The following is a 26,856-nucleotide window of genomic DNA, read 5'->3' on the forward strand; positions in this document are numbered from 1 at the left end:
ACCTAGGAAGAAAAGCCCTTGCGGGTCATCTGGCCCCAGCTTTTCTGCCCGGTCGCAAACTGGAACCAGCCGCGGATGCGCCAGAAATTGCCGAGCTGCCGGTAGCCGAAATTCTCCAACACCGCGATCAGGGCCAGAAGTGTCAGATGCGAGGCGCGCGGAAACCGCTGCAGCTGGATCTCAGAAAGCACCAGTGACAACACGCTGATTGTCACGCCGAACATGAAGCTGACCGCCAGAAAGGCGAGCAGGTATTCAATGGACAGCAGGCCCAGCGCCCACAGAACCGGAAGCAGGACATAGCCGAGCAGCTCGATTAGCGGCCCCAGAACATCGACCAGAAAAATATGCGGGAAACCCAGCCAGCCAACTCGGCCATAGCGCGGATTGAACGTCATGCCGGCATGATGAAAGAACGTCTCCAGAGAGCCGCGTTGCCACCGCGCTCGCTGACGCCCGAGAATGCGGAGGTTTTCCGGCGCCTCTGTCCAGCACACCGGCTCGGGTACATAGGCGATACGATAAGCGCGCTTCTTTTTTCGCATCAACCTGTGCATGCGGACGACCAGCTCCATGTCCTCGCCGACTGTCCGGGTTGAATACCCCCCGGCTTCAATCACGACAGAGCGCCGGAACAGGCCGAAAGCACCGGAGATGATGGTCAGGGCGCCCATTTCGCTCCAGGCGAGCCGGGCCATCAGGAAAGCCCGCAGATACTCCACCGTCTGGAACAGGGCGAGGAGATTGCGCGGCAGGCCGATCCGGGTAACACGCCCGCCTTCCACACGGCACCCATTGGCCAGCCGTACCGTGCCGCCGACAGCGATAACCCGCTCCGGATCCTCGACAAATGGCCGCACAGCCCGAAGCAGGGCGTCGGATTCAAGGATGGAATCGGCGTCCATCGAGCAGATGATCGGGGCGCGCGCCAGATTGATACCGGCATTGAGCGCGTCCGCCTTGCCGCCATTTTCCTTGTCGATGACGATCAGCTTGGGAAAGTCGGGCGATGCGTAAATGCCCCGGATGGGCTGGTGTTGCAGTGTCTGGTCATGAGCCCGCGTCACCGGCTTGAGCCCGAACGCATCAATCAGCCGGGCCAGGGTGGCATCGCTGGAGCCGTCATTGACCACAATCACCTCGAAGAGAGGATATTGGAGCGCCAGCAGGGACCGGACGCTCGCCTCGATCGACATTTCCTCATTGAAGGCAGGCGAGATCAGCGCGATCGGTGGTGAAAACTCGCTGTATCGCCGCCACAGCAGAGCCGTCCGCCTGACCGGGGGTTCGGCACTCAGCGACCAGCCGGCGATGATCAGCTGCAACATGTAAACCGCATTCTGCGCCAGGCCGACGGCAATCACGCTGAGCGCCAGAATGGCCGCCAAAAGATGCCAGAGACCACTATCGGCTATCATGAGAACGCCCCCAGCTCTGCCAGAAGCATCTGGGCGGTGCGGCCCGATCGTGCCGTGGGCTGGGTCCTCGCCTTGTTCCTGAGCGCCTCCATCCCCTCGTCGCCCATGGCTGCCAGCGCCCGCGCGGCATTGATCCGTACATCCCAGTCCGGATCGTCCAGCAGGCCTGTCAGCTGGGCTTGCACGGTATTGATCGTTGCCTGTCCGGCCGCTCTTGCCGCCACCGCCCGCACATCGGCCGACTCAGCCGCCAGGCCCGCCGTGATTGCGGGTTCGGCAGCCGGATGCCCCAGCGTTCCAAGGGCTATAAGCGCAGCGATACGGAGGGTCGTGTCGGCTGATCCCGCCAGCTCCATGATTAAAGGCAGGCTCGCATAATTCCCGGACTCCCCGATCGAGCGGAGCCCCTGCGCATAGGCGATCGCCGGAAGGCCCGGTGTCTTGAGAATACGCTCGACCGCCGCTGGCGAGTGCCGCGCCAGATTATCGAGCACGGCCTCGAACTCGCCGGGCAACTGGTTGCCGATCAGCCGCAATGCGCCGGTCACCGCATCGAGATCGATCGCATCGCCCCGCAACTGAAGCGCACGCACGGCGGCAATCCGGTCTTCCACATCCCGGCTTCTATTGGCGATCCGCGCCAGCCGCCGCGTCGCCTCCGGTCCGCCCACATAACCAAGTGCGTCAATGGCCGCCAGCCGGGCCGCCGCATTGGATGACCGGCTGAGCCGGATCAGATGGCGAGCCAGGCCGAGCTCGTCGAGAACCCGGACGGCCGCTTCCAGCGCTTCACCTCGGATCAGGGTGGAAAATTCCAGAACCGCCTGAGCCGCAATCCGTGTATGGCGTATCAGCTTCGTCAGCTTGCCAAGGTCGGCGGATTGCCCCTCCATGACGTCATAGAGCGCCATGACGATCGCCTGGCGGACGGCATCACGCTGCCGGTCATTATAGCTGCCGAGCATGCGGGAAACGATCAGCCCGGCCATCACGATCAATGACGCGGCGGCAAGACCCAGCGATACGATCCAGAGTGTTTCGAGGGGACCGGCAATCATCAAAACCGCCAGCTGACACCCGCGACAAATGCCGAGCGGTCATAGGCGCGCCGGTCTTCGTGCAGCAGGGTCAGACTGATGGCGCGCCGGTCATCGAGTTCATGGCGGACAGCCGCCGAGAAAGCCCTGACATCGAGGGTAACCCCTTCGGAGGTTTCCGGTGCGTCCGTATAGGAAAAGCTCATCCGCGTCGGTGCCGCGGCCTGCCATTCACTCACCAGGGCAAAGCCCGAGCGCGTCTCGCCGGCTTCATCGCTCAACCCGATAAGCCGCGCGCCCAACCGCAGTCGTTCACTGGCAAATGTCCTGTAGATTCCCAGCGTCACCGACTGCACATCACCGCTGAGATACTGGCCGGCGAACAGATCGGCAGAACCGCTCCAACCGCCATCGCCCAGCGGGCCGGAAACGCCTGCGCGCAAGGCAATCTCGGGCCGGAACACCGCATCAGGCGCACCACCCAGCGCAACATATCCGGCGGATCTGTCGCCCAGCGCCCGGTCCAGCCGCACGGCAAAATACTGATCATCAAGACCGAACCGCTCGGCACTGTCCATCTGCAGGGTGAGCGACGTTGACGCATCAAGGCGGCGTCCCAGCGCCAGGCCAAACTCGCTCCAGTTCTCCAGCCCGTTGGTCAGTGATGCGCGGCCGGCAAAAAGATCCAGCCGCCAGCGCGGAAGGTCACTCGCGACCTCGGCCGCCTCAATCCGCGCCATTAGTGCGTCTGCTTCCGCAGATGGCCCGGCGCGCATCGCATGCCGGCGGGCATTGGCATAGTCATTCCGGAAATAGGCGATCCGCGCCCGGCCAAGCCAGGCATCGGGATAATCGGGGGCCAACTCCAGCGTGCGGACAAACGCCTCATCCGCACCCTGGAAATCGCCAAGAGCACTTCTTGCCAATCCGAGCTGCAGCCAGGCATCGGCATGATCCGGATGCGCCTGCACGAGGGAGACCAGCTGTGTTTCGGCGGCAGCAAAATCACCCGCCAGACGCGCCTCGACGGCCTGCTGATAAGCCTCCCCTCCGCCCGCACCCTGGCTCGCCAGCATCCATAAAACGGCGGCAAACACATCACTGGCCATCAGGTGTCCTCCGCCGCCGGCAAGCTGCGGGTGATACGGCGCAGCAGCTCTTCCGGCAGGAAGGGTTTGACGAGATAGTCCGCCGCGCCCTTGTCGAGTGCCGTCACGATGTCGGACTGGCCGCTCAGAGCGGTCAGCATGATCACCGGTATATCGCGGATCTCATCGTCCGACTTGATCCGGCTGAGTACGGCGAAGCCATCGAGGGCTGGCATCATGGCGTCCAGCACTACCAGATCCGGCATTTCGGCCCGGATGCGCTCAAGGGCGGAGACGCCGTCGGATGCTGAAATAACATTGTATCCCTTGGCCGACAGGCGATGCTCTAGCAGGCCGACGAGAAGTTCGTCATCATCTGCCACGAGAATGGTTGCTGCCGCCATGATCACCCCGGTTTCCGTGCCGGAAAAGCTAGAACGAAGCGGTCCGGATTTCCAAATATTTCCGGCACAGGACTGCGGATTCCATACAAAGGAAAAGCTGTCTGCACACATGGCTGTCCGGTTTTTGCACTCGGTGTGAAATTTGCCGCTTGCCATTCCCGGAAGCTGCCTCTATCGAAAAAGGCATGAAATCGAACGCCCAGATCCGCAACGCTTGCGCCCACTCGTGGTGGCGCTGGTCTGTCATGGATGATGGGTAGGCACGCGTATAACCAGATAACACCTTTGCAGGCCCGTCTTCTCCGCTGAAGATGGGCTTTTTTAATGCCTTCTGTTCGGCGGTCTGAAGACGGATCAGCCGGAAACAGGAGGCCGGATTGAACCATTTTCAGACGCATATTTCAGACCGCCCGGGCGGGCTGGACGCTCCGTTCGACATCGCAGCGGACCTGGAAACGCCCGTGTCTGCCTGGCGGAAACTCACGGCCTTCGATCCCGTCTTCCTGCTCGAAAGCGTGGCCGGTGGCGACAATCCGGGGCGCTATTCCTTCCTCGGCCTGGGGGCTGCCCTGCGTGTGCGTCTCGATGGAGACGGATTCCATATCGGCGAAAGCTGCCATCCCCGTCCCGCCAGCAAGGCAGATCTGCTCGCGCGTCTGCGTCAGGCGCTGGGTGAGGCCCCGCAGCTGACCCCGGCAATCGGCGATTTGCCCTTTGGCGGCGGCCTTGTGGGAGCCACCGGCTATGATGTCGTCCGGCATTTCGAACGCCTGCCCGGCGGCAAGGTCCCGGATGGCACGACGGAGCTGAGCTATGTCGCGCCACAATCCCTGCTCGTCTTTGATCACCTCACCCGCCGGGCCAGCCTGCTGCATGCCGGCAATGACAGGGAACGCCTCCGCCTGCGGGAACAGATCGTTTCAGCCCTGAACGGACCGCAACCCGGCGCAAGACCCGGCCGGGCCAGCATGGTCGGCGAGTGGAGCATGACACGCGAGGACTTCACCGCGAAAGTCGAACACGCCAGGGAATACATCGCAGCCGGCGACATCTATCAGCTAGTCCTCTCGATGAAATATTCGAGCGAACACTCCCTCGACCCGTTCGAGGTCTATCGGGCCCTGCGGCTGATCAATCCCTCCTCGCACATGTTCTATATCGACACCGGAGAGGAAAAGATTGTCGGCTCCTCCCCGGAAGCACTGGTGACATTGCGCAATGGACGTGCCGCACTCCGGCCGATTGCCGGCACCCGCCCGCGCGGCCAGTCACCTGCAGAAGATGACGCTTTGGCAGGAGAGCTCCGCGCCGACCCCAAGGAAATGGCGGAGCATACCATGCTGGTGGATCTGGCCCGGAATGATCTTGGCCGCGTGGCCGAGCCCGGCTCGATTGAAGTCGGTCCCGACATGATCATCGAGCGCTACAGCCACGTCATGCATCTGGTCAGCGGTGTGGAAGGCCGGCTGGAAGCTCCCAATGACATGTTCGATCTTTTTGCCGCCGCCTTTCCGGCCGGCACGCTGGTCGGGGCCCCCAAGATCAGGGCCATGGAACTGATCGATGCGCTCGAGCCGGAACACCGCGGCTGGTATGGCGGCGCTGTCGGCTATTTCGGTCATGACGGCCGGATGGACCAGGCCATCGCCATACGCACCATCGTCTTCAAGGACTGGAAATACACCATCCAGGCGGGCGCCGGAATCGTTGCCGATAGCAGCCCGGAAGGCGAGTACGCCGAAATCCAGTCCAAGCTCCAGGTGCTCAAGCAAGCCCTTAATCTCGCACAGGCGGGTCTTTGATCATGCGCGTTCTTCTCATCGACAATTATGACAGCTTCACCTTCAACCTCGTCCAGGCCTGCCGCGAGCTTGGCGCTGATGTCGCCGTGCATCGCAATGATGCGCTTACCCTGGACCAGATTCGCGAGTTGGCCCCCACGCACATCATCATCTCGCCGGGACCGGGCACGCCGGAAAATGCCGGCCTGTCGATCGACATCGTCCGGGAGCTGGGCAGCGAGATACCGGTTCTGGGCGTCTGCCTCGGGCATCAGGCCATCATTGCAGCCTTTGGCGGCCGCATCGAACGCGCCCGACGGCTGATGCACGGCAAGGCCTCGCCGATCCGCCATGATAGCAAAGGTGTCTTCACTGACATGCCGGAGCCGATGACCGTCGGCCGCTATCATTCGCTCGCCGGTACGGACGAGACCCTGCCGGACGTGCTGACCGTGACGGCGCGGACAGCGGAGGGCGAAATCATGGGGGTGCGCCATAACAGCCTGCCCATCGAGGGGGTGCAGTTTCATCCCGAAAGCGTGCTGACACCCGATGGCAAGGCCCTGCTGGCCAACTTCCTCGGCATCGGACAGGTCAGGAATATGGGGCTGCGTGCGCCGAAAATTATCCAGGCCTCGCTGAAAATGCTGCTGGGCGGCAACAGCCTGACCGAACATGAGGCCCATGAAACGCTGTTGGCCATGGCCGAGGAACAGACCCCGGCTGCGCTGGGCGGAGCCGTGCTCTCCGCCCTCCGTCTGAAAGGCGAAACCGCCGAGGAGATCCGCGGCTTTGCCAATGCCATGCGCGCGCTCGCCATCTCGCCGGACATTCCCGGCCATGAGATCGCCGTCGATATCGTCGGTACCGGCGGTGACGGATCCGGCAGCCTGAATCTGTCGACGGGCGCGGCCCTTCTGACCGCAGCCTGCGGAGTGCCGGTGATCAAGCATGGCAACCGCTCCATTTCCAGCCGCAGCGGGAGCGCCGACGTGCTGGAAACACTGGGCCTGCCCATGCCGCTGTCACCTGATCGCGCGCGGGATTGCCTTGCCGAAACCGGTTTCACCTTCCTCTTCGCGCCGGGATATCACCCCGCCATGAAGGCGATCGGACCGGTACGCAAGACGCTCGGAACCGCCACCGTCTTCAACGTTCTGGGCCCGCTGACCAATCCGGCGCGCCCGCCCTACATGGTCGTCGGAGCTTTCAGCAAGCAGATGGCCGAATTGATGGCCGGTGCGCTCTCGGGCATGGACATCAAGCGCGCCTTCGTCATCCACGGCCATCCGGGATGGGATGAGGCGACCCCGGCCGGTCCCTATGATCTCTTTGATGTGACGCCCGGCTCGGTCGTCTATGAGCGGCGCGACAGCCTTGATCTCGGCCTGCCGCGATGTGCGCCGGAAGATCTGGCCGGAGGCGATTGCGTCCACAATGCGCTGGCCCTGCGCCGAGCGCTGACCGGGCAGGAGGCCGGACCACATGCCGATGCTCTGGTACTGGGCGCTGCGCTGGCGCTGGAAGTCACCGGTATTGCCGGTGATTGCGCCGAGGGTATGGCCATCGCACGCGCCGCCATCGCGGACGGGCGCGCCGGAAAGCTTCTCGAGCGCCTCGAACAGGTCGGGGCACCGGCATGAGCGGCGATTTTCTCTCCGGCATGGCCAAGGCCAGCCGCCTGAGGGCCGATGCCCTGCTGGCAGAGGCGGCGCTTCCGGCCCTGCGCCGACGGGCGCTGGAAACCGCGCCACCCATTGCGCCAGCCCTTTCGCTTGAAGGCTTTGATCTCATCGCCGAGATCAAGCCGCGTTCACCCTCCCAGGGGGTGCTTCAGGTCCAACCGGATCCGGCGGCACGCGCCCGCCTCTATGCGAAGGCCGGGGCGACCATCATTTCGGTCCTGACCGAACCCAGCCGTTTTGATGGCTCGCTTGAAATGCTGCAGTCAGCCGCCATTGCGGCGCGCCATCACGCCGTTCCGGTCATGCGGAAGGATTTCCTGGTCGACCCCGTCCAGGTGCTGGAAGCGCGCGCGGCTGGCGCATCGGGCATTCTCCTGATCACCCGCCTCCTGTCGGAGGGACAATTGGCCGACATGATCGGATGCGCGAGCGAGATGGGGCTGTTTGTCCTGCTCGAAGCTTTTGATCAGTCGGATCTGGCCCGCAGCCTCGCACTGGCGTCATCGCTGCCCGAACCGGCCCTCGTCGGGATCAATTCACGCGACCTCAAGACACTTGATATCGAGACCGGACGGTTCGCGAAGCTCATCGGTCAATTCACGCCGCCAGCCATTCCGGTCGCTGAAAGCGGCCTGTCGACACCGGAAGATGCCGCCAGCGCCGCCGCGCTCGGCTATCGGCTGGCCCTGGTCGGCTCGTCCCTGATGCGGACCTCATCACCGGGCGATCTCATCACCGCCATGTTGAGGGCCGGCCGCACCGCCGCTACGCAGGAGGTGCCGGCATGAGCCTGTGGATCAAGATCTGCGGCCTGTCCGATCAGGAGATGATTGACGCCTCTATCGAGGCGGGGGCGGATGCCATCGGATTTGTGCTGGATCGCTCGCCCCGGGAAGTGAGCCTGGAACAGGCCTGCGCGCTGAAGGAATTCACCGCCGGACGCTGTGAGATCGTTGCCGTGATGCGGCAGGCATCCCCCGACAAAATCCGGTCCATTTGTGCCGACTTGCAACCCGACTGGATCCAGGCCAATGCGCCCGTCAATATGGATTCCGCCAGCCTGCAGGGGGCTCGCCGGCTTCCGGTCGTGCGGGGGCAGCTGCCAGCCGGCATCAATATTCCGGACGGCCGCTGCCTGTATGAAGGCGCGGAGAGCGGTATCGGCCAGCTGGCCGACTGGTCCGCCGCCCGAAAGCTGGCGCGCTCGGCAAACCTCGTGCTGGCGGGTGGGCTCACACCGCAGAATGTCAGCGATGCCGTCCGGTCCGTCCGGCCCTTCGGGGTCGATGTCAGCAGCGGCGTCGAGACATCACCCGGGCGCAAGGATCCCGGGAAAATCCATCAATTCATATCCGCAGCCCGGCAGGCTCATGCCGCGCTGAACGCAAGAGAGACCGTCAATGAATGATCTGAGTTTCAAGCCCGAGCCGCTTCGCGACGCCCTGATGGCCGGCGCCTTCCCCGATGCAAAGGGCCGTTATGGGCCCTTCGGCGGGCGATATGTGCCGGAAACCCTGACACCGGCCATTGCCCGGCTGGAGGAGGGTTTCAACGCGCTCCGGCAGGCGCCGGATTTTGTCGCCGAAGTGAAGGAAGAACTGGACAGCTGGGCCGGCCGGCCCACCGCTCTGACGCATGCAAGACGCCTCGGCGAAGCCTGGGGAGCGGATGTCTGGCTGAAGCGCGAGGACCTGACCCATACCGGCGCCCACAAGATCAACAATGCCGTGGGCCAGGTGAAGCTGGCCCAACGCATGGGGATCCGGCGGATCATCGCCGAGACCGGTGCCGGCCAGCATGGCGTGGCAACCGCCGCCGCCTGCGCGCGGGCCGGCTTGCCCTGCACCGTCTATATGGGAGCCGTCGACGTGGAACGGCAGGCGCCGAATGTCGATCGCATCCGGCGGCTCGGAGCCGAGCTGATCCCCGTCACCAGCGGCGACAAGACACTGCGGGCCGCCGTGAACGAAGCCATGCGGGCCTGGGCGGCGGATCCGATGGAAACGCATTATGTGATTGGTTCGGCCGTCGGACCGCATCCCTTCCCCTACATCGTCCGGCATTTCCAGTCGGTGATCGGCAAGGAGGCCCGCCAGCAGATCCTGGAGACCGAAGGCCGGCTGCCTGATGCGGTGATCGCCTGCGTGGGTGGTGGATCCAATGCGATCGGTCTGTTCCACCCCTTCATCAGGGATGCAGAGACGGCCCTGCTGGGGATCGAGGCGGGCGGACGCAGCGAGACCGAAAACTCGGCACCGCTGAGCAAGGGAACGCCCGGCGTCCTGCACGGAGCCTTTTCCATGCTCATACAGGACGAGAACGGCCAGGTCGCGGACACCCACTCCATTGCCGCTGGGCTGGACTATCCAGGCGTCGGACCGGAACACGCCCTGCTGCAGCTGAGCGGCCGGGCGCGGTATGAAACCGTGCGCGATGAAGAAGCGCTCGACGCGCTGAATGAATGCTGTGCACTGGAAGGTATCCTGCCCGCGATCGAGAGTTCGCATGCCCTGGCCGGTGCCCGGCGATATGCACAGGCACACCCCGGCAGCACATTGCTCGTCGGCCTGTCGGGCCGCGGCGACAAGGACCTTCCCACGCTTCTCAAACTGGCGGAAAAATCATGATCACGAAGACTTCTGGCGGACACCGCCTTGCCACCGCCATCCGCGCGGCCAATGAACAGGGCCATGCCGCGCTGATCGCCTTTCTGACCGGTGGTTATCCGGACCGAGAGCGCTTTATTGCGAACCTTGCGGCAATCACGCAGGAGGCCGACATTGTCGAGATCGGCGTGCCCTTCAGCGACCCGGTGGCGGATGGGCCGACCATCCAGAATTCCAGCCGCACAGCGCTGGCCGGCGGCGTCTCGCTGAGCTGGATCCTGCAGCAGACGGCCGCCCGCGACTGGGACGCACCGCTGGTCATCATGAGCTATCTCAATCCGATCCTTGCCATGGGCTTTGCCAGCTTTGCCGAGCGTGCTGCGGCCAGTCATATCGATGGCGTCATCATTCCCGACCTGCCACTCGAGGAATGCGCGCCCTTGCAGGAAGCGCTCGCCGCCCGTGACATTGCCCTGATCCAGCTGGTCACGCCGGTAACGCCTGACAGCCGGCTGGCGCCGGTCTGCGAACAGAGCGACGGATTCGTCTATGCCGTCACCTCCACCGGTGTCACGGGCGGCAATGCCGGGGCATCGCTGGCACAGATCGGCCAGGGGCTTGACCGGATACGCGCCGTCACCCGGCTGCCGGTCTGTACCGGGTTCGGCCTTCGTTCGGCGGACGATGTCGCGGCACTTTCCCGGCATGCCGACGGTGTCATTGTCGGATCGGCGCTGATCGAGGCCATCGGAGACGGACGGGATGCCGCCGGTTTCCTGCGCGATCTGCGGCCGCGCAACAGCAAAATTCCGGCTTGATTCCATAAGGATGTAGCCCAATTGCAGCGGATCTGGCATTGGCTGGTTGTTTTAGCGTGTTAAAACGGTATATCCGGCGGTCTGAAGGAGACACCCATGCCGCCGACAACAACAAGGTCCACGGAATCGATCGCCAGAGACGAACTGCTCAGCGCGATCGTCGAGATCCGCACCAAGGATGAAGCCGCGCGCTTCATGGGGGATTTGTGCACGCCCGGGGAAATGAAGGCCTTCACCGAGCGCTGGCGGGTCGCGCGCCTGCTGGATGCCGGCGGCAAGACCTACCGGCAGATCGCCGAGGAAACCGGTGCCTCGACGGCCACCGTCACCCGGGTCGCCCGGTTCCTGATGCAGGAAGACAATGAGGGCTACCGCCTGATCCTCGACCGTCTGGCAAGAACAGGAAAACAGTCATGAGTGAGCGTATGCGCCTGGCCATCCAGTCGAAAGGCCGGCTGGCGGATGGCAGTCTTGAATTGCTGGGCAAGGCCGGCGTCCGGTTCAACAATAGCAGGGATGCGCTCTGGCGCCCTGCGGCGAATTTCGATCTCGACCTGATGCTGGTCCGGGATGATGACATTCCCGGCCTGGTCCTGGGTGGCGCCGCCGATTACGGTATTGTCGGCGAAAACGTGCTGGCCGAATTGCAGGCGGGCGATCCGCGTTTCAGCGAGCTTGAAATCGTCTTGCCGCTGGAATTCGCCTCTTGCCGGCTTGACGTCGCAACTCCCGTCGCCAGGGGCTGGTCATCGCTGACCGACCTCGACGGCCAGCGGATTGCCACCAGCTACCCCGCCCTGACCCGGGCCGCATTCAAAGACGCCGGCATCGACGTCGAAATCATCAGCATGAATGGCTCGGTCGAAGTCGCCCCGCGTCTCGGCATCGCCGATGCCATTTGCGACCTGGTCTCCTCCGGAGCGACCCTGAAAGCCAACAATCTGGCCAGCATTGCCACCCTGCTGGAAAGCCAGGCCGTGTTGATCCGGCCAAAGTCCGGGCGTACGTCGGCCACAGACCGGATTGCCGAAACCCTGATGGACCGCTTGCGCGGTGTCCTCGCATCCGCCCAGACAAAATACATCATGCTGAATGCGCCCACCGACCGGTTGGCAGACATCCAGGCCCTGCTGCCCGGGTCAGATGCCCCCACCGTCGCCCGGATTGCGGGACGGGATGATGTTGTCGCCGTTCAGGCCGTTTGCCGTGAGCGGGTCTTCTGGGAAACGCTGGAACGGCTGAAACAGGCTGGTGCGCGGGCTATTCTGGTTCTTCCAATCGAAAAGATGATGGCCTGAACCATGCGCTGGATAGAGGCATCAAAAAGCGCCGCCGTCGGCGCCGCTGCAGACAATCTGTCTGCAATCGAGGCGGAAGCTGCGGCGATTGTCGGCAGGATACGGCAGGAAGGGTCCTCGGCCGTACAGGACTATGCGCGGCGCTTTGACGGTTATGAGGCCGACGGGTTTGCGGTCGAAAAGTCCATTATTTCCGGCGCGGCAGGGGCGCTGGAGGAAGCCGACCGGCAGGCGATCATGGCGATGATCCGGTCGGTCGCAACCTTCCATGCCGAACAGGGCTATCGCGGTTATCAGAAGGAAACCTGGCCGGGCATTATGTGCGAGCGGCGCGCCGACGCATTGTCCTGCGCCGGGCTTTATGTTCCGGGCGGATCCGCACCGCTGATTTCCTCGCTGGTGATGATGGCCATTCCCGCCCGGTTGGCAGGTGTAGGGCGCGCCTATGTCGTTACGCCTCCGGACGAAAACGGACAGCTCAACGCGGTTCTCGCGGCCACGCTCGACTTGCTCGGTGTCCATGAGGTCTATCTTCTCGGCGGTGCCCAGGCGGTTGGCGCCATGGCCTGCGGTGTGGCGGGCTTGCCGCGGGCGGACAAGATCTTCGGACCCGGCAATGCCTGGGTGGCGGCAGCCAAGCAATGCGTCGCGCAATGGCCCGGCGGACCGGCGATTGATCTGCCGGCCGGCCCCAGCGAGGTCATGGTGATCGCGGACGACACCGCTGATCCCGCTTTCGTGGCCGCTGACCTTCTGGCGCAAGCAGAACACGACCCGCTGGCGCGGATCACCCTGCTGGCCCTCGACGGGTTCGATCAAACCGCCTGCGAAGCGGAACTCAGCCGCCAGCTGGCGAACCTGCCACGCCGTCAGATTGCCGCTGAAGCCATGAGCCAGGCGCTGGGGATCAGCTGCGCCGACAGGGACGAGGCCATTGGTGTCGCCAATCGCCTGGCGCCGGAACACCTGATCATCCAGACCCGCCTTCCGCGTGACATCGCCGTTCAGGTCAGGACCGCCGGAGGGATTTTCATCGGACCCTGGACACCCGAAACACTGGGTGATTACGCCGCCGGGCCCAACCACATCCTGCCGACCGGCGGAGCCGGCCGGGCCTGGTCCGGTGTGACAGTGGAATCCTTCCAACGCACGACCACGCTGATCGAAGCGACGGCGCCGGGCCTGGCGCGATCGGCTTCCACTTTCATGCGGCTGGCGGAAATGGAAGGACTGGAGGCCCACGCCGCCTCGCTGAAAATCCGGCTGGCAGCACTGGAAAAAGAGGGCCTGTCATCCACCGGCCCGGCGCGCCGCAGCGCCATTGTCCGCCGCGTCACAAAGGAAACCGATATCACGATCGAGGTCGATCTCGACCGCAGCGGCCCTTGCGCAATTTCCACCGGCGTCGGGTTTTATGACCACATGCTGGAACAGGTGGCGCGTCATGGCGGGTTTGCTCTTAATGTGATGTGCCGAGGCGATCTCGATATTGATCCCCACCACACGATCGAGGACGTCGCACTGGCGCTGGGTGAGGCCCTCTCCAGAGCACTTGGCGATCGCAAGGGCATTGCGCGCTTTGGCTTCGAACTGCCCATGGACGAGGCCCGGGCGGGTGTCTGGATCGATCTTTCCGGACGGCCTTTTGCGGTCTTTGAGGGCGCCATCCCCGGTGACAGCGTCGGCGAGTTTCCCGTCGCCATGACCGAACATGTCTTCCGTTCCCTGTCCGAACAGCTGAAGGCGGCCATCCAGGTCAAGGTCGAGGGCGAGAATGCCCACCACATGATCGAGGCCTGCTTCAAGGCGCTGGGCCGGGCCCTGCGTCAGGCTATCCGCATCGAGGATGATTCCATTGCCTCGACAAAGGGCGTGCTATGAGGCTGGCCATCATCAATACCGGCAGCGCCAACCGCTTCTCGGTCGAAACCGCGCTGAAGCGGATCGGCGCGGACTGCTGTGATGCTAAAACACCGGAGGATGCAGACGGCGCAGATGCGCTGGTTCTGCCCGGCGTCGGATCAGCCGCACCGGCGATGAAAGTCCTGGAAGCCAGCGGCTGGCGATCCCGGCTTCAATCCGAAACCCGTCCCGTTTTCGGTATCTGCCTCGGCATGCAGCTCCTGTTCGAGCGCAGCGCGGAGGGCGATGTCGAAACACTCGGTGTCATCAGGGGCGAGGTTCGCCGCTTGCCGGAAAGCGGCCTGTCCTGGCCACACATGGGCTGGAATGCCTTGCAGATCACCCGTCCAGATCCGCTGCTCGAGCGCCTTTCCGGCGGCGATTACATGTATTTTGCCAATGGCTATTACGTGCCGGAATGCGAGGCCACACTCGCGACTGTCAGCTATGGCGAGACCATCAGCGCCATCGTCCGCCAGGGCAATTTCATGGGCTGCCAGTTTCACCCCGAACGCTCGGCGAAAGCCGGACAGCAAGTCCTGCGCAATTTCTGTGAGCTGGCCTCATGATTCTCTATCCCGCCATTGATTTGCTGGACGGCGATGTGGTGCGTCTCTCGAGGGGAGATTTTGCGACCGCGAAAACCTACAGCATGGACCCCGCCGCCATGGCCACCACCTTTGCCGGTGGCGGCGCAAGCTGGCTCCATGTCGTCGACCTCTCCGGTGCCCGCGATGGCACGCCGCGCCAATCAGGCCTGATCGGTCAACTTTCCCTCTCTGGCCTGCGCATTCAGGCCGGTGGCGGCATCCGCACCGGTGAGGACATTTCCCGTTTGCTGGATGCGGGTGTGGAACGCGCCATTATCGGCAGCCGGGCCATCGAGCAGCCGGAACTTGTCGCCCGCTGGCTGGCAGAATTCGGGCCGGACCGCCTTGTCGCAGCACTGGATCTGCGTCTGATTGACGGCAAGCCGGACCTCGTCACGGACGGCTGGACCAAAAGCTCCGGCAAGGGCCTCGAGGACGTTCTGTCCGTCCTGGTACCGGCGGGTCTACGTCATGCGCTGGTCACCGATGTCGGCCGTGACGGACTGCTATCGGGTCCCAACACGGCGCTCTATGCGCAATTGAAAGCCGGCTTTCCGGACATTGACTGGCAGGCCTCCGGCGGTGTCAGCCAGCTTTCCGATCTGGCCGCCCTGAAGGCTACCGGGATAGCTGGCGCGATCACCGGACGCGCCCTTTACGAGAACAGGTTTTCACTGACCGAGGCCTTGGCATGCTTGCAAGACGCATAATCCCCTGCCTCGACGTCCGCGATGGCCGCGTCGTGAAAGGCGTGCGCTTCCGCGATCACGAGGATGTCGGCGATATTGTCGAACTGGCCGGAAGCTATGCGGCGCAGGGCGCGGACGAGCTTGTCTTCTATGACATCTCGGCCAGCCCGGCAGGGCGAACGGTCGAACCTGAATGGATCAGCGCCGTGGCAAGCGTCATTGATATTCCGTTCTGCGTCGCTGGCGGCATCCGGTCCGTCGACGATGCCAGAGCCCGCCTGTTTGCTGGCGCGGACAAGATCTCGATCAACACGCCGGCTCTGGAAAACCCCGAACTGGTCGACCGGCTCGCAGCCGAGTTCGGCAGTCAGTGTGTGGTGGTCGGGATCGATAGCCGGCGCAGGCAAGAGGGCTGGGAGGTCTTTTCGCACACCGGCGATCCCTCGAAGACCCGGCAGGCAGGCCGCCAGACGCTGGACTGGATCGGCGAGGTCTGCGCGCGGGGCGCGGGCGAGATCGTCCTCAATTGCATGGATGAGGACGGGGTCCGCCAGGGCTATGATTGCGGGCAGCTGAAGGCGGCGCGAGAGATCTGTCCGGTGCCGCTGATCGCCTCGGGCGGGGCCGGCAAGGCGGACGATTTCCTGACCGTCTTCCGTGACGCCCGCGTCGATGGCGCGCTCGCGGCCAGCGTGTTTCACAGGAACATCCTGCAAATCCCCGAATTGAAAGCCTTCCTGGCCGAAAAAGGCGTGGAGATACGGACATGACAAGAGACGAGATCGACCAGCTGGACTTTTCCAAGGGCAGCGGCCTTGTGCCGGCCATTATCCAGGACGCTCAAAGCCGGAGCGTGCTGATGCTCGGCTACATGAATCGCGAGGCCGCAGAACAGACACTTGAAACCGGCCGTGTCACCTTCTTCAGCCGCTCCCGGCAAAGCCTCTGGGTGAAAGGCGAGACCAGCGGGAATGTCCTGCACCTGGTCTCGATGACCGCCGATTGCGACCGGGACTGCCTGCGGGTTGAGGCCCGGCCCGAAGGCCCGGTCTGTCACACCGGCTCCCCGACCTGTTTCGGCAATAATGACCCGGGCATCATACGCACGCTCGAAGCGCTGTACGACACGCGGGAAGACGCCGGAACCAGCTATGTCGCGCGGCTGAAAGCGGCCGGCACAAGGAAAATCGCCCAGAAGATCGGGGAAGAGGGTGTGGAAGTGGCACTGGCCCTGACCGGCGAGGACAATGAAGCCGTCTGCAGCGAAGCCGCCGACCTCGTCTTTCACCTGGTCATGGGCCTGAAGGCCCGGGGCCTGACCTTCGATGACGTGCTGACCGAACTGGCGGAACGCCGGCGGACATCCGTGGAGACGCGCTAGCCCGATTTCAGGCTCTCGGCCAAGCGGGCATTGGCGGTGATATCGTCCCACGCACCGGCCGAGACAAGCTTGCCCGGCGCAATCCAGGATCCGCCGACACAACCAACATTGGGCAGGGCCAGATAATCGCGCGCCTTCTCAGCCGAAATCCCGCCGGTCGGGCAAAAGTGGATATCCGGCAGCGGCCCGTGCAAGGCTTTCAGGTAGTCGATCCCACCGGCTGGTTCGGCCGGAAAGAATTTCAGACCGGAAAAACCGAGTGCCGCCGCCGCCATGGCCTCGCTGGCTGTTGCCACGCCGGGCAAACATGGGATCCCGGCATCCAGAAGCGCCGGCACCAGTTCCGGAGTCAGACCCGGCGAGACCAGAAAATCGGCCCCGGCCCTGACCGCGGCACCGACATCATCGGCTGTGCGCAGAGTCCCCATGCCGACAATCAGCTCGGGCGAAGCCTGCTTCATCTCTGCCATGATCGTCAGCGCATCAGCCGTGCGCATCGTCATCTCGATAACCCGCAAACCGCCCGCAGCCAACGCTTTGGCCAGGGGGGCTGAATCGGCCCGGTCACCGACGGTCAGAACCGGTATGACGCTGGCGGCGCTCATGAGTTGTTCGACAGTCATTTCAGGCCTCTCCTGCTTCCGCAATGGCCCCCGCGCCCAGCAAGGCGGCAGCATCTGTGGTGATGAGGTCAACCGGTATGGATTCGACGTACTGGGTCATTGGCCCGCGCCGTGATCGGCGGGCATTGAAGGCGCTGTCGGGCAACATGCCGGCAATGGTCGGCAGTATGCCGCCCGCCAGGAAGGTCCCGCCCCGGGCACCGGTAATGACGCTGATATCTCCGGCATAGGCGCCCAGCGCAGCCAGAAAGAGATCCACCACCCGGCCACACAGCGAATCGCGGTTGGCGAGCGCTTCCTCGGTGATGTTTTCCGGCCGATGACCGGGCCAGCGCACCCCCTCGATATGGCAGAGTGCCCGATGGATATTCACCAGCCCCCGTCCGGACAGCAGCCTTTCCCAGGAAACAAAGCCATACTCGTCGGCTATGAAACGCCCGACCTCGACCTCGATATCCGTGCGCGGCGCAAACCCGGCATGGCCGCCCTCGGTTGCAACGACATGGACATGATCGCGTCCCGGCATCAACAGGCCGAGGCCCAGACCGGTTCCCGGCCCCAGGACGGCAATCGGTGTATCCAGCTGCGGGGTTCCGGGGCAAACGGAGATCACGCCGTCAGCCGGGCACAGCGGGGCGCCTCGGGCCTGGGCCGCAAAATCATTGATGGCGACCAGCTTCTTGAGCCGTAGCTCCTCGGCCAGCTCTTTCGGTTCAAACCGCCAGCGGGAATTTGTCAGGCGAACGACGCTGCCACCCACCGGTCCGGCAACCGCAATGCAGCCGGAATCCGGGCGCTCGTCATCAATGCTTTCCAGAAACGCATTCGCAGCATCGCGAAGATTCTCGAAATCCTCGGCCCGGAGGCGCTGGACATGTTTCAGTGTGAATCCGCTTTCAGCGGCGCCTTCCGCGATGGCAAAACGCGCATTGGTTCCGCCTATATCCGCCACCAGATAGGTCGACGACATCAGACCGTCTCCCCGGACTGAACAGCCTGGTCGATACCGGGCAGCGAAATACCCCCCGTCTCGGCACTGGACGCGACCGACCGGAATCCGGCAAACAGTTCGCGTCCAAGGCCGGACTCACTGACCGGTTCGAATCTGGCAGGCGTTCGCTCCAGCACGGATGGGTCAACCGACAATTCACCGGTCTCGCCATTCAGCGTGATGACATCACCGTCCATGACCTTCGCGAGGGGGCCGCCACAGGCCGCTTCCGGGCAGACATGGATGGCCGACGGCACCTTTCCGGACGCACCCGACATCCGGCCATCGGTCACCAGCGCCACCTTGAAGCCACGATCCTGGAGAACGCCCAGCGACGGCGACAACTTGTGCAATTCGGGCATACCGTTGGCACGCGGACCCTGGAAACGGATGACGGCTATGAAATCGCGATCCAGTTCCCCGGCCCTGAAACGTTCGAGGAAACTGTCCTGATCGTCGAAGACAATCGCCGGTGCGGTGACAATGCGATGTTCCGGCTTGACCGCCGATACCTTGATCACCGCACGGCCCAGCGGCCCGTCCAGGACTTTCAGCCCGCCATCGGCGGAGAAGGGCTCCGCAACACCGCGCACGATATCAGTATCGGCACTGACCGGCGTTCCCGCCTGCCATCTGACCCCGTCACCCGCCTCGACCGGTTCTTCCGCATAAGCCGCCAGGCCTCTGCCCGCGACGGTTTGGACATCCTCATGCAGCAGGCCGGCATCGAGCAATTCGCGGATCACCAGCGCCAGCCCGCCCGCGGCGTGGAAATGGTTCACATCGGCAGGGCCATTCGGATAGATGCGGCACAATAGCGGCGTCACACCGGCCAGATCGTCAAAATCATCCCAGTCGATAATGATCCCGGCCGCCCGTGCAATCGCGACGAGGTGCAGGGTGTGATTGGTCGAGCCGCCCGTGGCATGAAGCCCGACAATCGCGTTCACAATGGCGCGCTCATCCACCACTTCACAGAGCGGTGTCGGCGAAGAACCCGACGCTGTCAGGTCAACGATCCGCCGCGCGGCTGCCTCGGTCAGACGCGGGCGGAGCGGATCATCCGGATTGATGAAGGCCGCGCCCGGCAGGTGCAGCCCCATGATCTCCATCAGCATCTGGTTGGAATTGGCGGTGCCATAGAAGGTGCAGGTACCCGGAGAATGATAGCTGGCAGATTCCGCTGCCAGCAGCTTTTCCCGGCCAACCTTGCCCTCGGCATAAAGCTGACGGATCCTGGCCTTTTCCGGGTTCGGCAGACCCGAACGCATCGGACCGGCCGGCACGAAGATCGCCGGCAAATGCCCGAAACGCAGCGCTCCCATCAACAGGCCGGGCACTATCTTGTCGCACACGCCCAATGCCAGTACGCCGTCGAACATGTCATGCGACAGGGCAATGGCGGTCGACATGGCGATGACATCGCGGCTGAACAGCGACAATTCCATGCCGTCCTGACCCTGGGTGACACCGTCACACATGGCTGGAACACCGCCGGCTACCTGCCCGGTTGCCCGGACCTCTCGCAGCGCCGCCTTGATGATATCGGGATAGGTCTGGAAGGGCTGATGCGCCGACAGCATGTCATTATAAGCGGTAACAATGCCGATATTCGCCGCCCGCTCACCGCGCATTTCTTCCTTGTCTGACGCCGGACAGGCTGCATAGCCATGCGCGATATTTCCACATGACAGGGACAAGCGCCGCGGTCCCTCCGATCGCATGGATCGCATCAGGTCCAGATAGGCCGCCCGGCTTTCGCGGCTGCGGCCGATAATCCGGTCCGTGACCTCGCGAAGCACAGCCGGCCGGTTCATGACGCGGCCTCGCCATCCGCTGGCGCCCAGAACACGATCGGCTCGATCGACGGGTCATTGATCAGGGCCCGAACGGGCATGTCCTCGACCGGCCCCGGATTGACGGCCCGGATCCAGGTTTCGCGCTTGTCCTGTCCTTTCAGCAAAAGGATTGTGAAGCGCGCCCCGCGCAACGCGGCCCTGCTGAGCGTCATGCGTTCGGTGAAGGGGCCAGTGATCTCGGAACGCTCGGCCGTCAGCGCCACGGCCATCGGCGCATCCTCCGCCAGGGCCGCCGCCAGTCCCTCGGCATGCGGAAACCAGCTCGCGGTATGACCATCACCGCCCATACCCAGAACCACGACATCAAAGGGCCGTTCCAGGATGGCCAGGCGTTCATTGACCGCCTCTTCCGCTTCATCCGGGCGGCCATGTGGCGTCTTCAGCCCGATGAAACGCGCTGACGCGGCAGACCCTTTCAACAGGTCAGACCGGATAGCCCCTTCATTCGATCCCTTCAGACCCGGCTCGACCCAGCGGTCATCGACCAGAACGATTGTGACCTTGCTCCAGTCCAGCGGGTAATGGGACAGACGCTCATAGACGGGTAGCGGCGTAGAGCCGCCCGACACAGCAAAAACAGCATGGCCGCGAGACTTGATGGCGGCATCCAGAGCCTCGGCGATCTGATCGCTGACATCTGCGACAAGCCCATCAAACTCGTCGTATTCACGGAAGTCTGTCATCAGCTCAAGCACTGCCTTCATCGAACCATTCCCTGTTGTCCCTCGCCAGCATGAGCGCCGAGGCAGTCGGGCCGTCTGTGCCGGCCGGATAGGTCTGCAACGGGCTCTGCGCATCCTCCCAGCTCTGCAGAATGCGGTCGGTCCAGCGCCACGCGGCTTCCACCTCGTCACGGCGCATGAACAGGCCGAGATTGCCCCGGATGACCGCCATCAACAGGCGCTCATAGGCATCCGGATAATCCTTCTCGAAAGTATCGGCATAGCTCAGATTGAGCGGCACATAGCGCAGGCGGACCCCGCCCGGGCCGGGATCCTTGGTCATCAGCATCAGGCGGACAGCCTCATCGGGCTGCAGGCGGATGATCAGCCGGTTGGGCTGAATCTTTCCACTGTCGGCCTGCACCACATCATGCGGCACCGGCTTGAACTGGATGACGATTTCCGAATAGCGGCGCGACATGCGCTTGCCGGTCCGCAGGTAGAAAGGCACACCTGCCCAGCGCCAGTTATCGATCTCGGCCTTGACCGACACGAAGGTCTCGGTTCCGCTCTTTGAGCCCAGCTCTTCCTGATAACCGGGAACAGCCACCCCCTTGATGGCCCCGGAACTGTACTGCGCGCGGATCACCTTGTCGGTGATCTCGGCCCGGCCGATCGGGCGAAGCGCTTGCAGGATTTTCAGCTTCTCGGTCCGGACCGTGTCGGCTCCCAGATCAGAGGGCGGCTCCATGGCGACAAGACACATCAGCTGGAGCAGATGGTTCTGGACCATATCCCGGAGCGCGCCGGCGGTGTCGTAATAGCTTGCCCGCTTTCCCGCGCCGACGGATTCGGCCACCGTTATCTGGACATGGTCGATGCCGGTCGCATTCCACATCGGCTCGAACAGGAAATTTCCAAACCGCAGGATCAACAGGTTCTGGACTGACTCCTTGCCGAGATAATGATCGATGCGGAAGATCGCATCCTCGCCAAACACGGCCCCGACCCGCTCGTTTATCTCGCGGGCGGTATGGAAGTTCGACCCGATCGGCTTTTCCAGCACAATGCGCGATCCCGGCACATTCAGCGCGTGATGCGCCAGGTTTTCCGAGACCGGCGCATAGAGGCTGGGCGGCAGAGCCAGATAGAACAGGCGCAGGTTTTCGCTGGTGCCGAATACATCCTGCAGCTTGTCCCAGGACCCATCCCGGTCCGCCGCGTTCAGCGGCACATAGGTCAGCCGCTCGGCAAAGGCCTGCCAGTTACTGTCCTCATCAAGATTGCGCTCATGCCCGTCGAGATAGCGCTGCCGTACGAGCTGACGAAAGGCATCATCGTCGAGCTCGTCACGTGCAACGGCAATGATCCGCGAACTTTCGGGAATCTGGCGGTCACACCAGCGGTGGAACAGCGAGGGCAATAACTTGCCCAGCGCCAGATCCCCCGTCGCTCCGAAAATAGCGAGATCAAAAGGCTCTACGGGTACAAGCGCAGCCACTACCAGAATGCTCCATAAATACCGATCAGGATCGCGATGATCACCAGGCTGGCCATGTTGAAAACCGGCTCGGTTGCGAACCGGATTCCGCCGAGTTCGACCGGCCGGTCTTCCGCCGGCTTTCCGGTCACGTGCGAAACAACCACGCCGATCACCAGGCAGGCGATGAACACGATCCAGATCCGGATGACGAAGGGCAGATCAAGCGCTTCGAGCCCGAACGCCGACAACAGCCCGCTGCCGGCACCGCCAATGGCTGCGGGATTGGCCATCAGCCAGAACAGGAAGGACAACACCACCGAGCTGATCAGCAGAGCGAAGGCACCGGCCGTATTGGTCCGCTTCCAGAAGAAGCCCAGCAGGAAGACGGCCACCACGCCCGGAGCGACAAAGCCGGTATATTCCTGGATCGTCTGGAAGGCGCTTTCCATACCACCCAGGAAGGGCTGGGCGAGGATCAACGCAATGGCCATGGCCGAAAACGCCGTGATCCGGCCCACGGTCACATAGTGATGCTCGGACTTGTCCTTCCGGATGGCCCGGTAGAGGTCCATGGTGAAGATCGTCGAGATCGAGTTCATCATGGAGGCGAGCGAAGACACGATCGCCGCAATCAGCGCGGCAAACACCAGGCCGCGGATACCGGCCGGAACCAGCGTCATCAGCACGCCATAAGTGCTGTCCGGGCGCGCATCGAGCGTCGCCTGGTCAATCATGCCGTTCTGGGCGAGGTGAAGGGCTGCGATACCCGGTACAACCACGATGACCGGGATCAGCAGTTTCAGCGACGCGGCAAAGGCGAGGCCCTTGCGCGCTTCGGCCAGGCTCTTCGAGCCGAGCGCCCTCTGGATGATGTACTGGTTGAAGCCCCAGTATGAGAAGTGCAGCACCCACAGTCCGCCGAGCAGCGTCCAGATACCCGGCAGATTGGAATAGCTCGGATGCTCCGGGTTGAGGATCATGTTGAAATGACCGGGGAAGCCGTCCAGCAGAGTAAAGAAGCCCTGCATCGGTCCAGCGCCATCCCCCACCAGGGACAGGGCGATCCACGTGATCAGAATGCCCCCAAGAATGAGGATGACGACCTGGATAATGTCGGTCAGGGCGACGGCTTTCAGACCGCCATAGATGGAATAGACAATGGCGACCGCAGCCAGCCCGGCCATGGCGGGCCAGACGGCAAGGCCGGAAACCGCATTGATCGCCAGACCGCCCAGCCAGAGCACGCTGGTCAGATTGACCGCCGTGTACAGGGCAATCCAGAACACTGCCATGATCGATTTGACACCGCCGCCAAACCGCTGATCGAGAAATTGCGGCATGGTGTAGATGTTCCGCTCGAGGAAGATCGGCAGGAAATACTTGGCAACGATCAGCAGCACGATCGCCGCCTGCCATTCATAGGCGGCGATGGCGAGACCGACGACATATCCTTGTCCGGACTGCCCGATGATCTGCTCGGCCGAGATATTGGCCGCGATCAGCGAGGCACCGACCGCCCACCAGGGCAGCGCCTTGCCGGCCAGGAAGTAATCCGTTGAATCCTTGGTGTGACCGGCTTTTTCGCGGCTCACCAGAGTGGCGATGGCGATCAGTGCCAGCACATAGCCGGCGACAATCGCGAGATCGATGGTCTCAAGAGTCATGATTTCTCCTCATGGCCGGAGCACAACCGGCCCCAGCAACGGTTTGCCTGGCGGCAGCCATCGGTCAGAGCTCACACGCGGCATCTTCGGCCGCTTCGCCGCTGATCGAAATGTCGTCGATCCAAAGATCCAGCCCTTCCGGGCCGGTAATGATGAGAGGCGCGTCGATGGCAGAAAGATCTGCCCCGGCCTCGGCAAAGCAGCGTAGCGGCAAGCTGGCAATCTGCCAGTCCTTGTTCTCGGCCCAGCGAATGCCCGCTGTAACATCAACCGCGCCTTCACAGCCCTCACCACATCCCATGGCAAAGCTCACCGGCCCGTTCCCACTATCCGTCACCTGGTAGGAAATCTGGATCAGCTGATTGTCCGGAAGATCGCTGGCCTCGCCCGTCAGGCGCACCGAAGCATTATCGGACCAGTTGAACCGGCGCGTGTCGTCCTGGACATCGCGCTCATCCAGCGTGGTGGAAACAAGACCGTCCGGTGTCGCCGCGTCGGGACCATTTACTGCGACCGCTTCACCGCCGCTCGAAAGCATCAGGGCCAGCCCGCTCATCGCACGGCCGTTTTCCATCAGCACAAGCCGGTCCCCGCCCGTCTCGGATAGACCGCTCTCCTCGCTGAGCTCAACGAAAGGCTCGCCCGGTTCTGCATAGCTGAGACCAAAGCCGTAGGCGAAAAGCGGCTCATAGCCTTCGTCCCAGGGGTTCAGAACCGTCTGGTCTGCTCTGCGCGGCCAGGAATAGGAGAGCCGGCCCGTGAAATCATGACGCGGCGTACCATCGGCATTGCCAACCAGAACGTCGGCAATTCCGCCGGCTTCCGAACCGGGCAGCCAGGCCGCTACGAAAGCATCGGAAGCATTCAGTTCGGTGTTTACCCAGAGCGGACGGCCCGAGATGAAAACCGCTACCGTCGGGATGCCATCGGCCTGGAACTGCCGCAGCAAGTCCAGCCCCCTGTCATCGTCAAAATCGACTGTTTCACGGTCACCGACGAATTCCGCATAGGGTTCCTCGCCGAATACCACAACCGCAACATCAGGCCGGTCCGTATAGCCGCCTTCCTCGCTGAGCGTTACGCGACCTCCGGCTCCGGACAGCGCCTCCTCAAAGGCATCGAACACGGACTGACCGCCGGGGAAGTCCTCATTGGTGTGACCATCACCCTGCCAGTTGATGGTCCAGCCACCGGACTGGATGCGGATATTGTCGGCACCCGGGCCGGCCAGCAGGACATGGGCGCCCGGATCCAGTGGCAGGAGACCATCATCATTCCGCAAAAGGACCAGCGAACGGCGCACCGCCTCGCGGGCAACGGCGCGATGGGCCTCACTGCCGATCAGATCGAAGTCGCCGGCATGAGGCCGCTGGGACGGGGCAACACCGTCGAACAGGCCGGCGCGCGCCTTGACCCGGAGAATGCGCGTAACGGCCTCGTCCAGGCGCTCCATCGGAATGGTGCCATCGCGGACCTGCGCCAGCAGGCTTTCATACAGGCCGCGCCAGCTTCCGGATGCCATATACATGTCGACACCGGCCAGCAGGGCCTGCGGGCAATTCTCGTTTTCGCAACCGGCAATCTGGCCATGGCCTTCCCAGTCGCCGATGACAAAGCCATCAAAGCCCATACGATCAACCAGCACGTCGGTCAGCATGGCGCCATTGCCGTGCATTTTCACACCGTGCCAAGAATTGAACGACGCCATGACAGTCTGGACGCCCGCAGCGATCGCCGGCCGATAGCCGGCTGCGTGAATATCTCTCATCTCGGCTTCGCTTGACCGGTTATCGCCCTGATCGATACCCCGGTCCGTGCCACCATCCCCGACCCAGTGCTTGGCGGTCGCGACGATATGGTCGGCGCCCAGCAGATCGTCGGATCCGGCCAGACCCTGAAGCCCCTCGACCATCGGCGCGCTCAGGCGGGCCACGATCTCCGGGTTTTCGGAATATCCCTCATAGGTCCGCCCCCAGGTATCGTTCTGGACAACGGCCAGGGTGGGCGCAAACGTCCAGTCCTGACCGGTGGCGCGGATTTCCAGAGCCGTCACTTCGCCAATCCGGCGGATCAGGTCCGGGTCATTGGCAGCACCCAGTCCGATATTGTGCGGAAACAGCGTGGCCCCGACGATATTTGAATGGCCATGGACCGCGTCAGTTCCCCAGATAATGGGAATACCCACGCCGCCATCAGACGTATCCGTGGACGCGTTGTAGTATTCATCGGCCAGGGCCAGCCAGGCCTCCGGCGGCGCGAAATTGTCGTCACCGGGTCCGGAATTTCCGCCATTCAGAATGGATCCGAGATTGTATTGCGCCGCCAGTTCCGGCGTCACCGTCGAAATATCGGCCTGGATAATCTGTCCGACCTTCTCTTCAACACTCATCCGGGAGACAAGATCGGCAATGAAGGCCTCGATTTCCGGGTCTCTCTCCACACCCGATTCCCCTTCCGGCCAATTAGCCGGATCGACAACAACGCTGCTGGTGCCATTGGAAACCGTGATCGCCGTGCTTTCTGCGGAAGCGGTTTCATCCGCCTCAACCGCGTCCGGTGAGGGTTCCGCCATTTCCGGGTTTGCCGGCTGGCAGGCCGTCAGCATCAGGGCAAAAGCCGATACCGACAGAAGCAGAACCGGAACGTGTTTGATCTTGTGCGTCATCTAAGCCTCTGGAGCGGCGGGATTCGAGGGTTTCAGAAGGCATTTCACCCTCCCGCCCCCTGTCTGGTTTGTGTTGAAAGGACAGCCGGAATCCGGGTCCGCGCGCCGCGTCATGAACGGTTGGCACACGCCGGGCCGGCCCCTGTCCCGCATACAGGAAGGGGCAGGCTTTGCAGCCTGCCCCGCCTTTAGCCATCCAACCAATTCGGGGG

At 63.2% G+C, this 26,856-nt stretch carries 24 protein-coding genes; 13 read left to right on the forward strand and 11 right to left on the reverse strand.

Annotated features, from left to right (window positions below; all coding sequences use genetic code 11):
• Positions 1–2 precede the first annotated feature (2 nt).
• Genes V0U79_RS10540 through V0U79_RS10555 form a run of 4 tightly spaced genes read right to left on the reverse strand, consistent with a single transcriptional unit; the run spans position 3 to position 3,947 of the window.
• Positions 3–1,418, reverse strand: coding sequence for a glycosyltransferase family 2 protein (locus tag V0U79_RS10540; protein WP_330199473.1), 1,416 nt, complete (start codon positions 1,416–1,418; stop codon positions 3–5).
• Complete coding sequence (locus V0U79_RS10545; protein WP_330199474.1) at positions 1,415–2,476, reverse strand: HEAT repeat domain-containing protein; 1,062 nt, start codon at positions 2,474–2,476, stop codon at positions 1,415–1,417. Before V0U79_RS10545 ends, V0U79_RS10540 begins: the two co-directional genes overlap by 4 nt.
• Positions 2,476–3,564: a YaiO family outer membrane beta-barrel protein gene (locus V0U79_RS10550; RefSeq protein ID WP_330199475.1), complete on the reverse strand. Its 1,089-nt coding sequence runs from the start codon at positions 3,562–3,564 to the stop codon at positions 2,476–2,478. Before V0U79_RS10550 ends, V0U79_RS10545 begins: the two co-directional genes overlap by 1 nt.
• Positions 3,564–3,947: a response regulator transcription factor gene (locus V0U79_RS10555; RefSeq protein ID WP_330199476.1), complete on the reverse strand. Its 384-nt coding sequence runs from the start codon at positions 3,945–3,947 to the stop codon at positions 3,564–3,566. The genes V0U79_RS10550 and V0U79_RS10555 overlap by 1 nt, the downstream gene beginning before the upstream one ends.
• 377 nt (positions 3,948–4,324) lie before the next feature.
• Here V0U79_RS10555 and V0U79_RS10560 point away from each other — a divergent pair, with 377 nt between their 5' ends.
• The 13 genes from V0U79_RS10560 to hisIE all read left to right on the forward strand — a co-directional run bounded on the left by V0U79_RS10560 (position 4,325) and on the right by hisIE (position 16,697).
• Positions 4,325–5,749, forward strand: coding sequence for an anthranilate synthase component I family protein (locus tag V0U79_RS10560; RefSeq protein WP_330199477.1), 1,425 nt, complete (start codon positions 4,325–4,327; stop codon positions 5,747–5,749).
• 2 nt (positions 5,750–5,751) lie between these two features.
• Positions 5,752–7,371, forward strand: a complete 1,620-nt coding sequence (gene trpD / locus V0U79_RS13700) for an anthranilate phosphoribosyltransferase (RefSeq protein WP_373696468.1) — start codon at positions 5,752–5,754, stop codon at positions 7,369–7,371.
• On the forward strand, positions 7,368–8,201 hold the full coding sequence (locus tag V0U79_RS10575; RefSeq protein WP_330199478.1) for an indole-3-glycerol phosphate synthase TrpC: 834 nt from the start codon (positions 7,368–7,370) through the stop codon (positions 8,199–8,201). The genes trpD and V0U79_RS10575 overlap by 4 nt, the downstream gene beginning before the upstream one ends.
• Positions 8,198–8,821 carry a phosphoribosylanthranilate isomerase gene (locus V0U79_RS10580; RefSeq protein ID WP_330199479.1) on the forward strand — a complete coding sequence of 208 codons (624 nt, stop codon included), beginning with the start codon at positions 8,198–8,200 and terminating at the stop codon, positions 8,819–8,821. Before V0U79_RS10575 ends, V0U79_RS10580 begins: the two co-directional genes overlap by 4 nt.
• The gene (gene trpB, locus V0U79_RS10585; protein WP_330199480.1) at positions 8,814–10,040 is read left to right on the forward strand and encodes a tryptophan synthase subunit beta; all 1,227 of its coding nucleotides are present in this window, start codon (positions 8,814–8,816) and stop codon (positions 10,038–10,040) included. The genes V0U79_RS10580 and trpB overlap by 8 nt, the downstream gene beginning before the upstream one ends.
• The gene (gene trpA / locus V0U79_RS10590; protein ID WP_330199481.1) at positions 10,037–10,837 is read left to right on the forward strand and encodes a tryptophan synthase subunit alpha; all 801 of its coding nucleotides are present in this window, start codon (positions 10,037–10,039) and stop codon (positions 10,835–10,837) included. The genes trpB and trpA overlap by 4 nt, the downstream gene beginning before the upstream one ends.
• A gap of 96 nt (positions 10,838–10,933) precedes the next feature.
• Positions 10,934–11,254: a YerC/YecD family TrpR-related protein gene (locus tag V0U79_RS10595; protein WP_330199482.1), complete on the forward strand. Its 321-nt coding sequence runs from the start codon at positions 10,934–10,936 to the stop codon at positions 11,252–11,254.
• On the forward strand, positions 11,251–12,135 hold the full coding sequence (gene hisG, locus V0U79_RS10600; RefSeq protein ID WP_330199483.1) for an ATP phosphoribosyltransferase: 885 nt from the start codon (positions 11,251–11,253) through the stop codon (positions 12,133–12,135). The genes V0U79_RS10595 and hisG overlap by 4 nt, the downstream gene beginning before the upstream one ends.
• 3 nt (positions 12,136–12,138) lie before the next feature.
• Entirely contained in the window at positions 12,139–14,016 is a 1,878-nt protein-coding gene (gene hisD / locus V0U79_RS10605) for a histidinol dehydrogenase (protein ID WP_330199484.1), read from the forward strand.
• Complete coding sequence (hisH, locus tag V0U79_RS10610) at positions 14,013–14,606, forward strand: imidazole glycerol phosphate synthase subunit HisH (protein WP_330199485.1); 594 nt, start codon at positions 14,013–14,015, stop codon at positions 14,604–14,606. The genes hisD and hisH overlap by 4 nt, the downstream gene beginning before the upstream one ends.
• Positions 14,603–15,337, forward strand: coding sequence for a 1-(5-phosphoribosyl)-5-[(5-phosphoribosylamino)methylideneamino]imidazole-4-carboxamide isomerase (locus tag V0U79_RS10615; protein WP_330199486.1), 735 nt, complete (start codon positions 14,603–14,605; stop codon positions 15,335–15,337). Before hisH ends, V0U79_RS10615 begins: the two co-directional genes overlap by 4 nt.
• Positions 15,319–16,086, forward strand: coding sequence for an imidazole glycerol phosphate synthase subunit HisF (gene hisF / locus V0U79_RS10620; protein WP_330199487.1), 768 nt, complete (start codon positions 15,319–15,321; stop codon positions 16,084–16,086). Before V0U79_RS10615 ends, hisF begins: the two co-directional genes overlap by 19 nt.
• Positions 16,083–16,697 carry a bifunctional phosphoribosyl-AMP cyclohydrolase/phosphoribosyl-ATP diphosphatase HisIE gene (gene hisIE / locus V0U79_RS10625; protein ID WP_330199488.1) on the forward strand — a complete coding sequence of 205 codons (615 nt, stop codon included), beginning with the start codon at positions 16,083–16,085 and terminating at the stop codon, positions 16,695–16,697. Before hisF ends, hisIE begins: the two co-directional genes overlap by 4 nt.
• Here the strand turns inward: hisIE and eda are convergent.
• The 7 genes from eda to V0U79_RS10660 form a co-directional block, all read right to left on the reverse strand.
• Positions 16,694–17,320 carry a bifunctional 4-hydroxy-2-oxoglutarate aldolase/2-dehydro-3-deoxy-phosphogluconate aldolase gene (gene eda / locus V0U79_RS10630; RefSeq protein ID WP_330199489.1) on the reverse strand — a complete coding sequence of 209 codons (627 nt, stop codon included), beginning with the start codon at positions 17,318–17,320 and terminating at the stop codon, positions 16,694–16,696. The genes hisIE and eda overlap by 4 nt on opposite strands.
• Position 17,321: 1 nt before the next feature.
• Positions 17,322–18,290: a glucokinase gene (glk, locus tag V0U79_RS10635; protein ID WP_330199490.1), complete on the reverse strand. Its 969-nt coding sequence runs from the start codon at positions 18,288–18,290 to the stop codon at positions 17,322–17,324.
• On the reverse strand, positions 18,290–20,128 hold the full coding sequence (edd, locus tag V0U79_RS10640; RefSeq protein WP_330199491.1) for a phosphogluconate dehydratase: 1,839 nt from the start codon (positions 20,126–20,128) through the stop codon (positions 18,290–18,292). Before edd ends, glk begins: the two co-directional genes overlap by 1 nt.
• Positions 20,125–20,874, reverse strand: coding sequence for a 6-phosphogluconolactonase (pgl, locus tag V0U79_RS10645; protein WP_330199492.1), 750 nt, complete (start codon positions 20,872–20,874; stop codon positions 20,125–20,127). Before pgl ends, edd begins: the two co-directional genes overlap by 4 nt.
• Entirely contained in the window at positions 20,858–22,333 is a 1,476-nt protein-coding gene (gene zwf, locus V0U79_RS10650; RefSeq protein WP_330199493.1) for a glucose-6-phosphate dehydrogenase, read from the reverse strand. Before zwf ends, pgl begins: the two co-directional genes overlap by 17 nt.
• A complete protein-coding gene (locus tag V0U79_RS10655) occupies positions 22,333–23,979 on the reverse strand; it encodes a sodium/sugar symporter (RefSeq protein WP_330199494.1) in 1,647 nt (548 codons plus the stop codon). The genes zwf and V0U79_RS10655 overlap by 1 nt, the downstream gene beginning before the upstream one ends.
• 64 nt (positions 23,980–24,043) lie before the next feature.
• Positions 24,044–26,644: a glycoside hydrolase family 3 protein gene (locus V0U79_RS10660; RefSeq protein WP_330199495.1), complete on the reverse strand. Its 2,601-nt coding sequence runs from the start codon at positions 26,642–26,644 to the stop codon at positions 24,044–24,046.
• Between the last annotated feature and the right edge of the window lie 212 nt (positions 26,645–26,856).

Source organism: Hyphobacterium lacteum (assembly GCF_036330345.1).
GTDB lineage: Bacteria > Pseudomonadota > Alphaproteobacteria > Caulobacterales > Maricaulaceae > Hyphobacterium > Hyphobacterium lacteum.

Bases quoted from the DNA above. Each gene is read 5' to 3' on its own strand.
- V0U79_RS10540 (WP_330199473.1), bottom strand. From the start codon at position 1,418: ATGATAGCCGATAGTGGTCTCTGGCATCTTTTGGCGGCCATTCTGGCG.
- V0U79_RS10545 (WP_330199474.1), bottom strand. From the start codon at position 2,476: ATGATTGCCGGTCCCCTCGAAACACTCTGGATCGTATCGCTGGGTCTT.
- V0U79_RS10550 (WP_330199475.1), bottom strand. From the start codon at position 3,564: ATGGCCAGTGATGTGTTTGCCGCCGTTTTATGGATGCTGGCGAGCCAG.
- V0U79_RS10555 (WP_330199476.1), bottom strand. From the start codon at position 3,947: ATGGCGGCAGCAACCATTCTCGTGGCAGATGATGACGAACTTCTCGTC.
- trpD (WP_373696468.1), top strand. From the start codon at position 5,752: ATGCGCGTTCTTCTCATCGACAATTATGACAGCTTCACCTTCAACCTC.
- V0U79_RS10575 (WP_330199478.1), top strand. From the start codon at position 7,368: ATGAGCGGCGATTTTCTCTCCGGCATGGCCAAGGCCAGCCGCCTGAGG.
- V0U79_RS10580 (WP_330199479.1), top strand. From the start codon at position 8,198: ATGAGCCTGTGGATCAAGATCTGCGGCCTGTCCGATCAGGAGATGATT.
- trpB (WP_330199480.1), top strand. From the start codon at position 8,814: ATGAATGATCTGAGTTTCAAGCCCGAGCCGCTTCGCGACGCCCTGATG.
- trpA (WP_330199481.1), top strand. From the start codon at position 10,037: ATGATCACGAAGACTTCTGGCGGACACCGCCTTGCCACCGCCATCCGC.
- V0U79_RS10595 (WP_330199482.1), top strand. From the start codon at position 10,934: ATGCCGCCGACAACAACAAGGTCCACGGAATCGATCGCCAGAGACGAA.
- hisG (WP_330199483.1), top strand. From the start codon at position 11,251: ATGAGTGAGCGTATGCGCCTGGCCATCCAGTCGAAAGGCCGGCTGGCG.
- hisD (WP_330199484.1), top strand. From the start codon at position 12,139: ATGCGCTGGATAGAGGCATCAAAAAGCGCCGCCGTCGGCGCCGCTGCA.
- hisH (WP_330199485.1), top strand. From the start codon at position 14,013: ATGAGGCTGGCCATCATCAATACCGGCAGCGCCAACCGCTTCTCGGTC.
- V0U79_RS10615 (WP_330199486.1), top strand. From the start codon at position 14,603: ATGATTCTCTATCCCGCCATTGATTTGCTGGACGGCGATGTGGTGCGT.
- hisF (WP_330199487.1), top strand. From the start codon at position 15,319: ATGCTTGCAAGACGCATAATCCCCTGCCTCGACGTCCGCGATGGCCGC.
- hisIE (WP_330199488.1), top strand. From the start codon at position 16,083: ATGACAAGAGACGAGATCGACCAGCTGGACTTTTCCAAGGGCAGCGGC.
- eda (WP_330199489.1), bottom strand. From the start codon at position 17,320: ATGACTGTCGAACAACTCATGAGCGCCGCCAGCGTCATACCGGTTCTG.
- glk (WP_330199490.1), bottom strand. From the start codon at position 18,290: ATGTCGTCGACCTATCTGGTGGCGGATATAGGCGGAACCAATGCGCGT.
- edd (WP_330199491.1), bottom strand. From the start codon at position 20,128: ATGAACCGGCCGGCTGTGCTTCGCGAGGTCACGGACCGGATTATCGGC.
- pgl (WP_330199492.1), bottom strand. From the start codon at position 20,874: ATGAAGGCAGTGCTTGAGCTGATGACAGACTTCCGTGAATACGACGAG.
- V0U79_RS10655 (WP_330199494.1), bottom strand. From the start codon at position 23,979: ATGACTCTTGAGACCATCGATCTCGCGATTGTCGCCGGCTATGTGCTG.
- V0U79_RS10660 (WP_330199495.1), bottom strand. From the start codon at position 26,644: ATGACGCACAAGATCAAACACGTTCCGGTTCTGCTTCTGTCGGTATCG.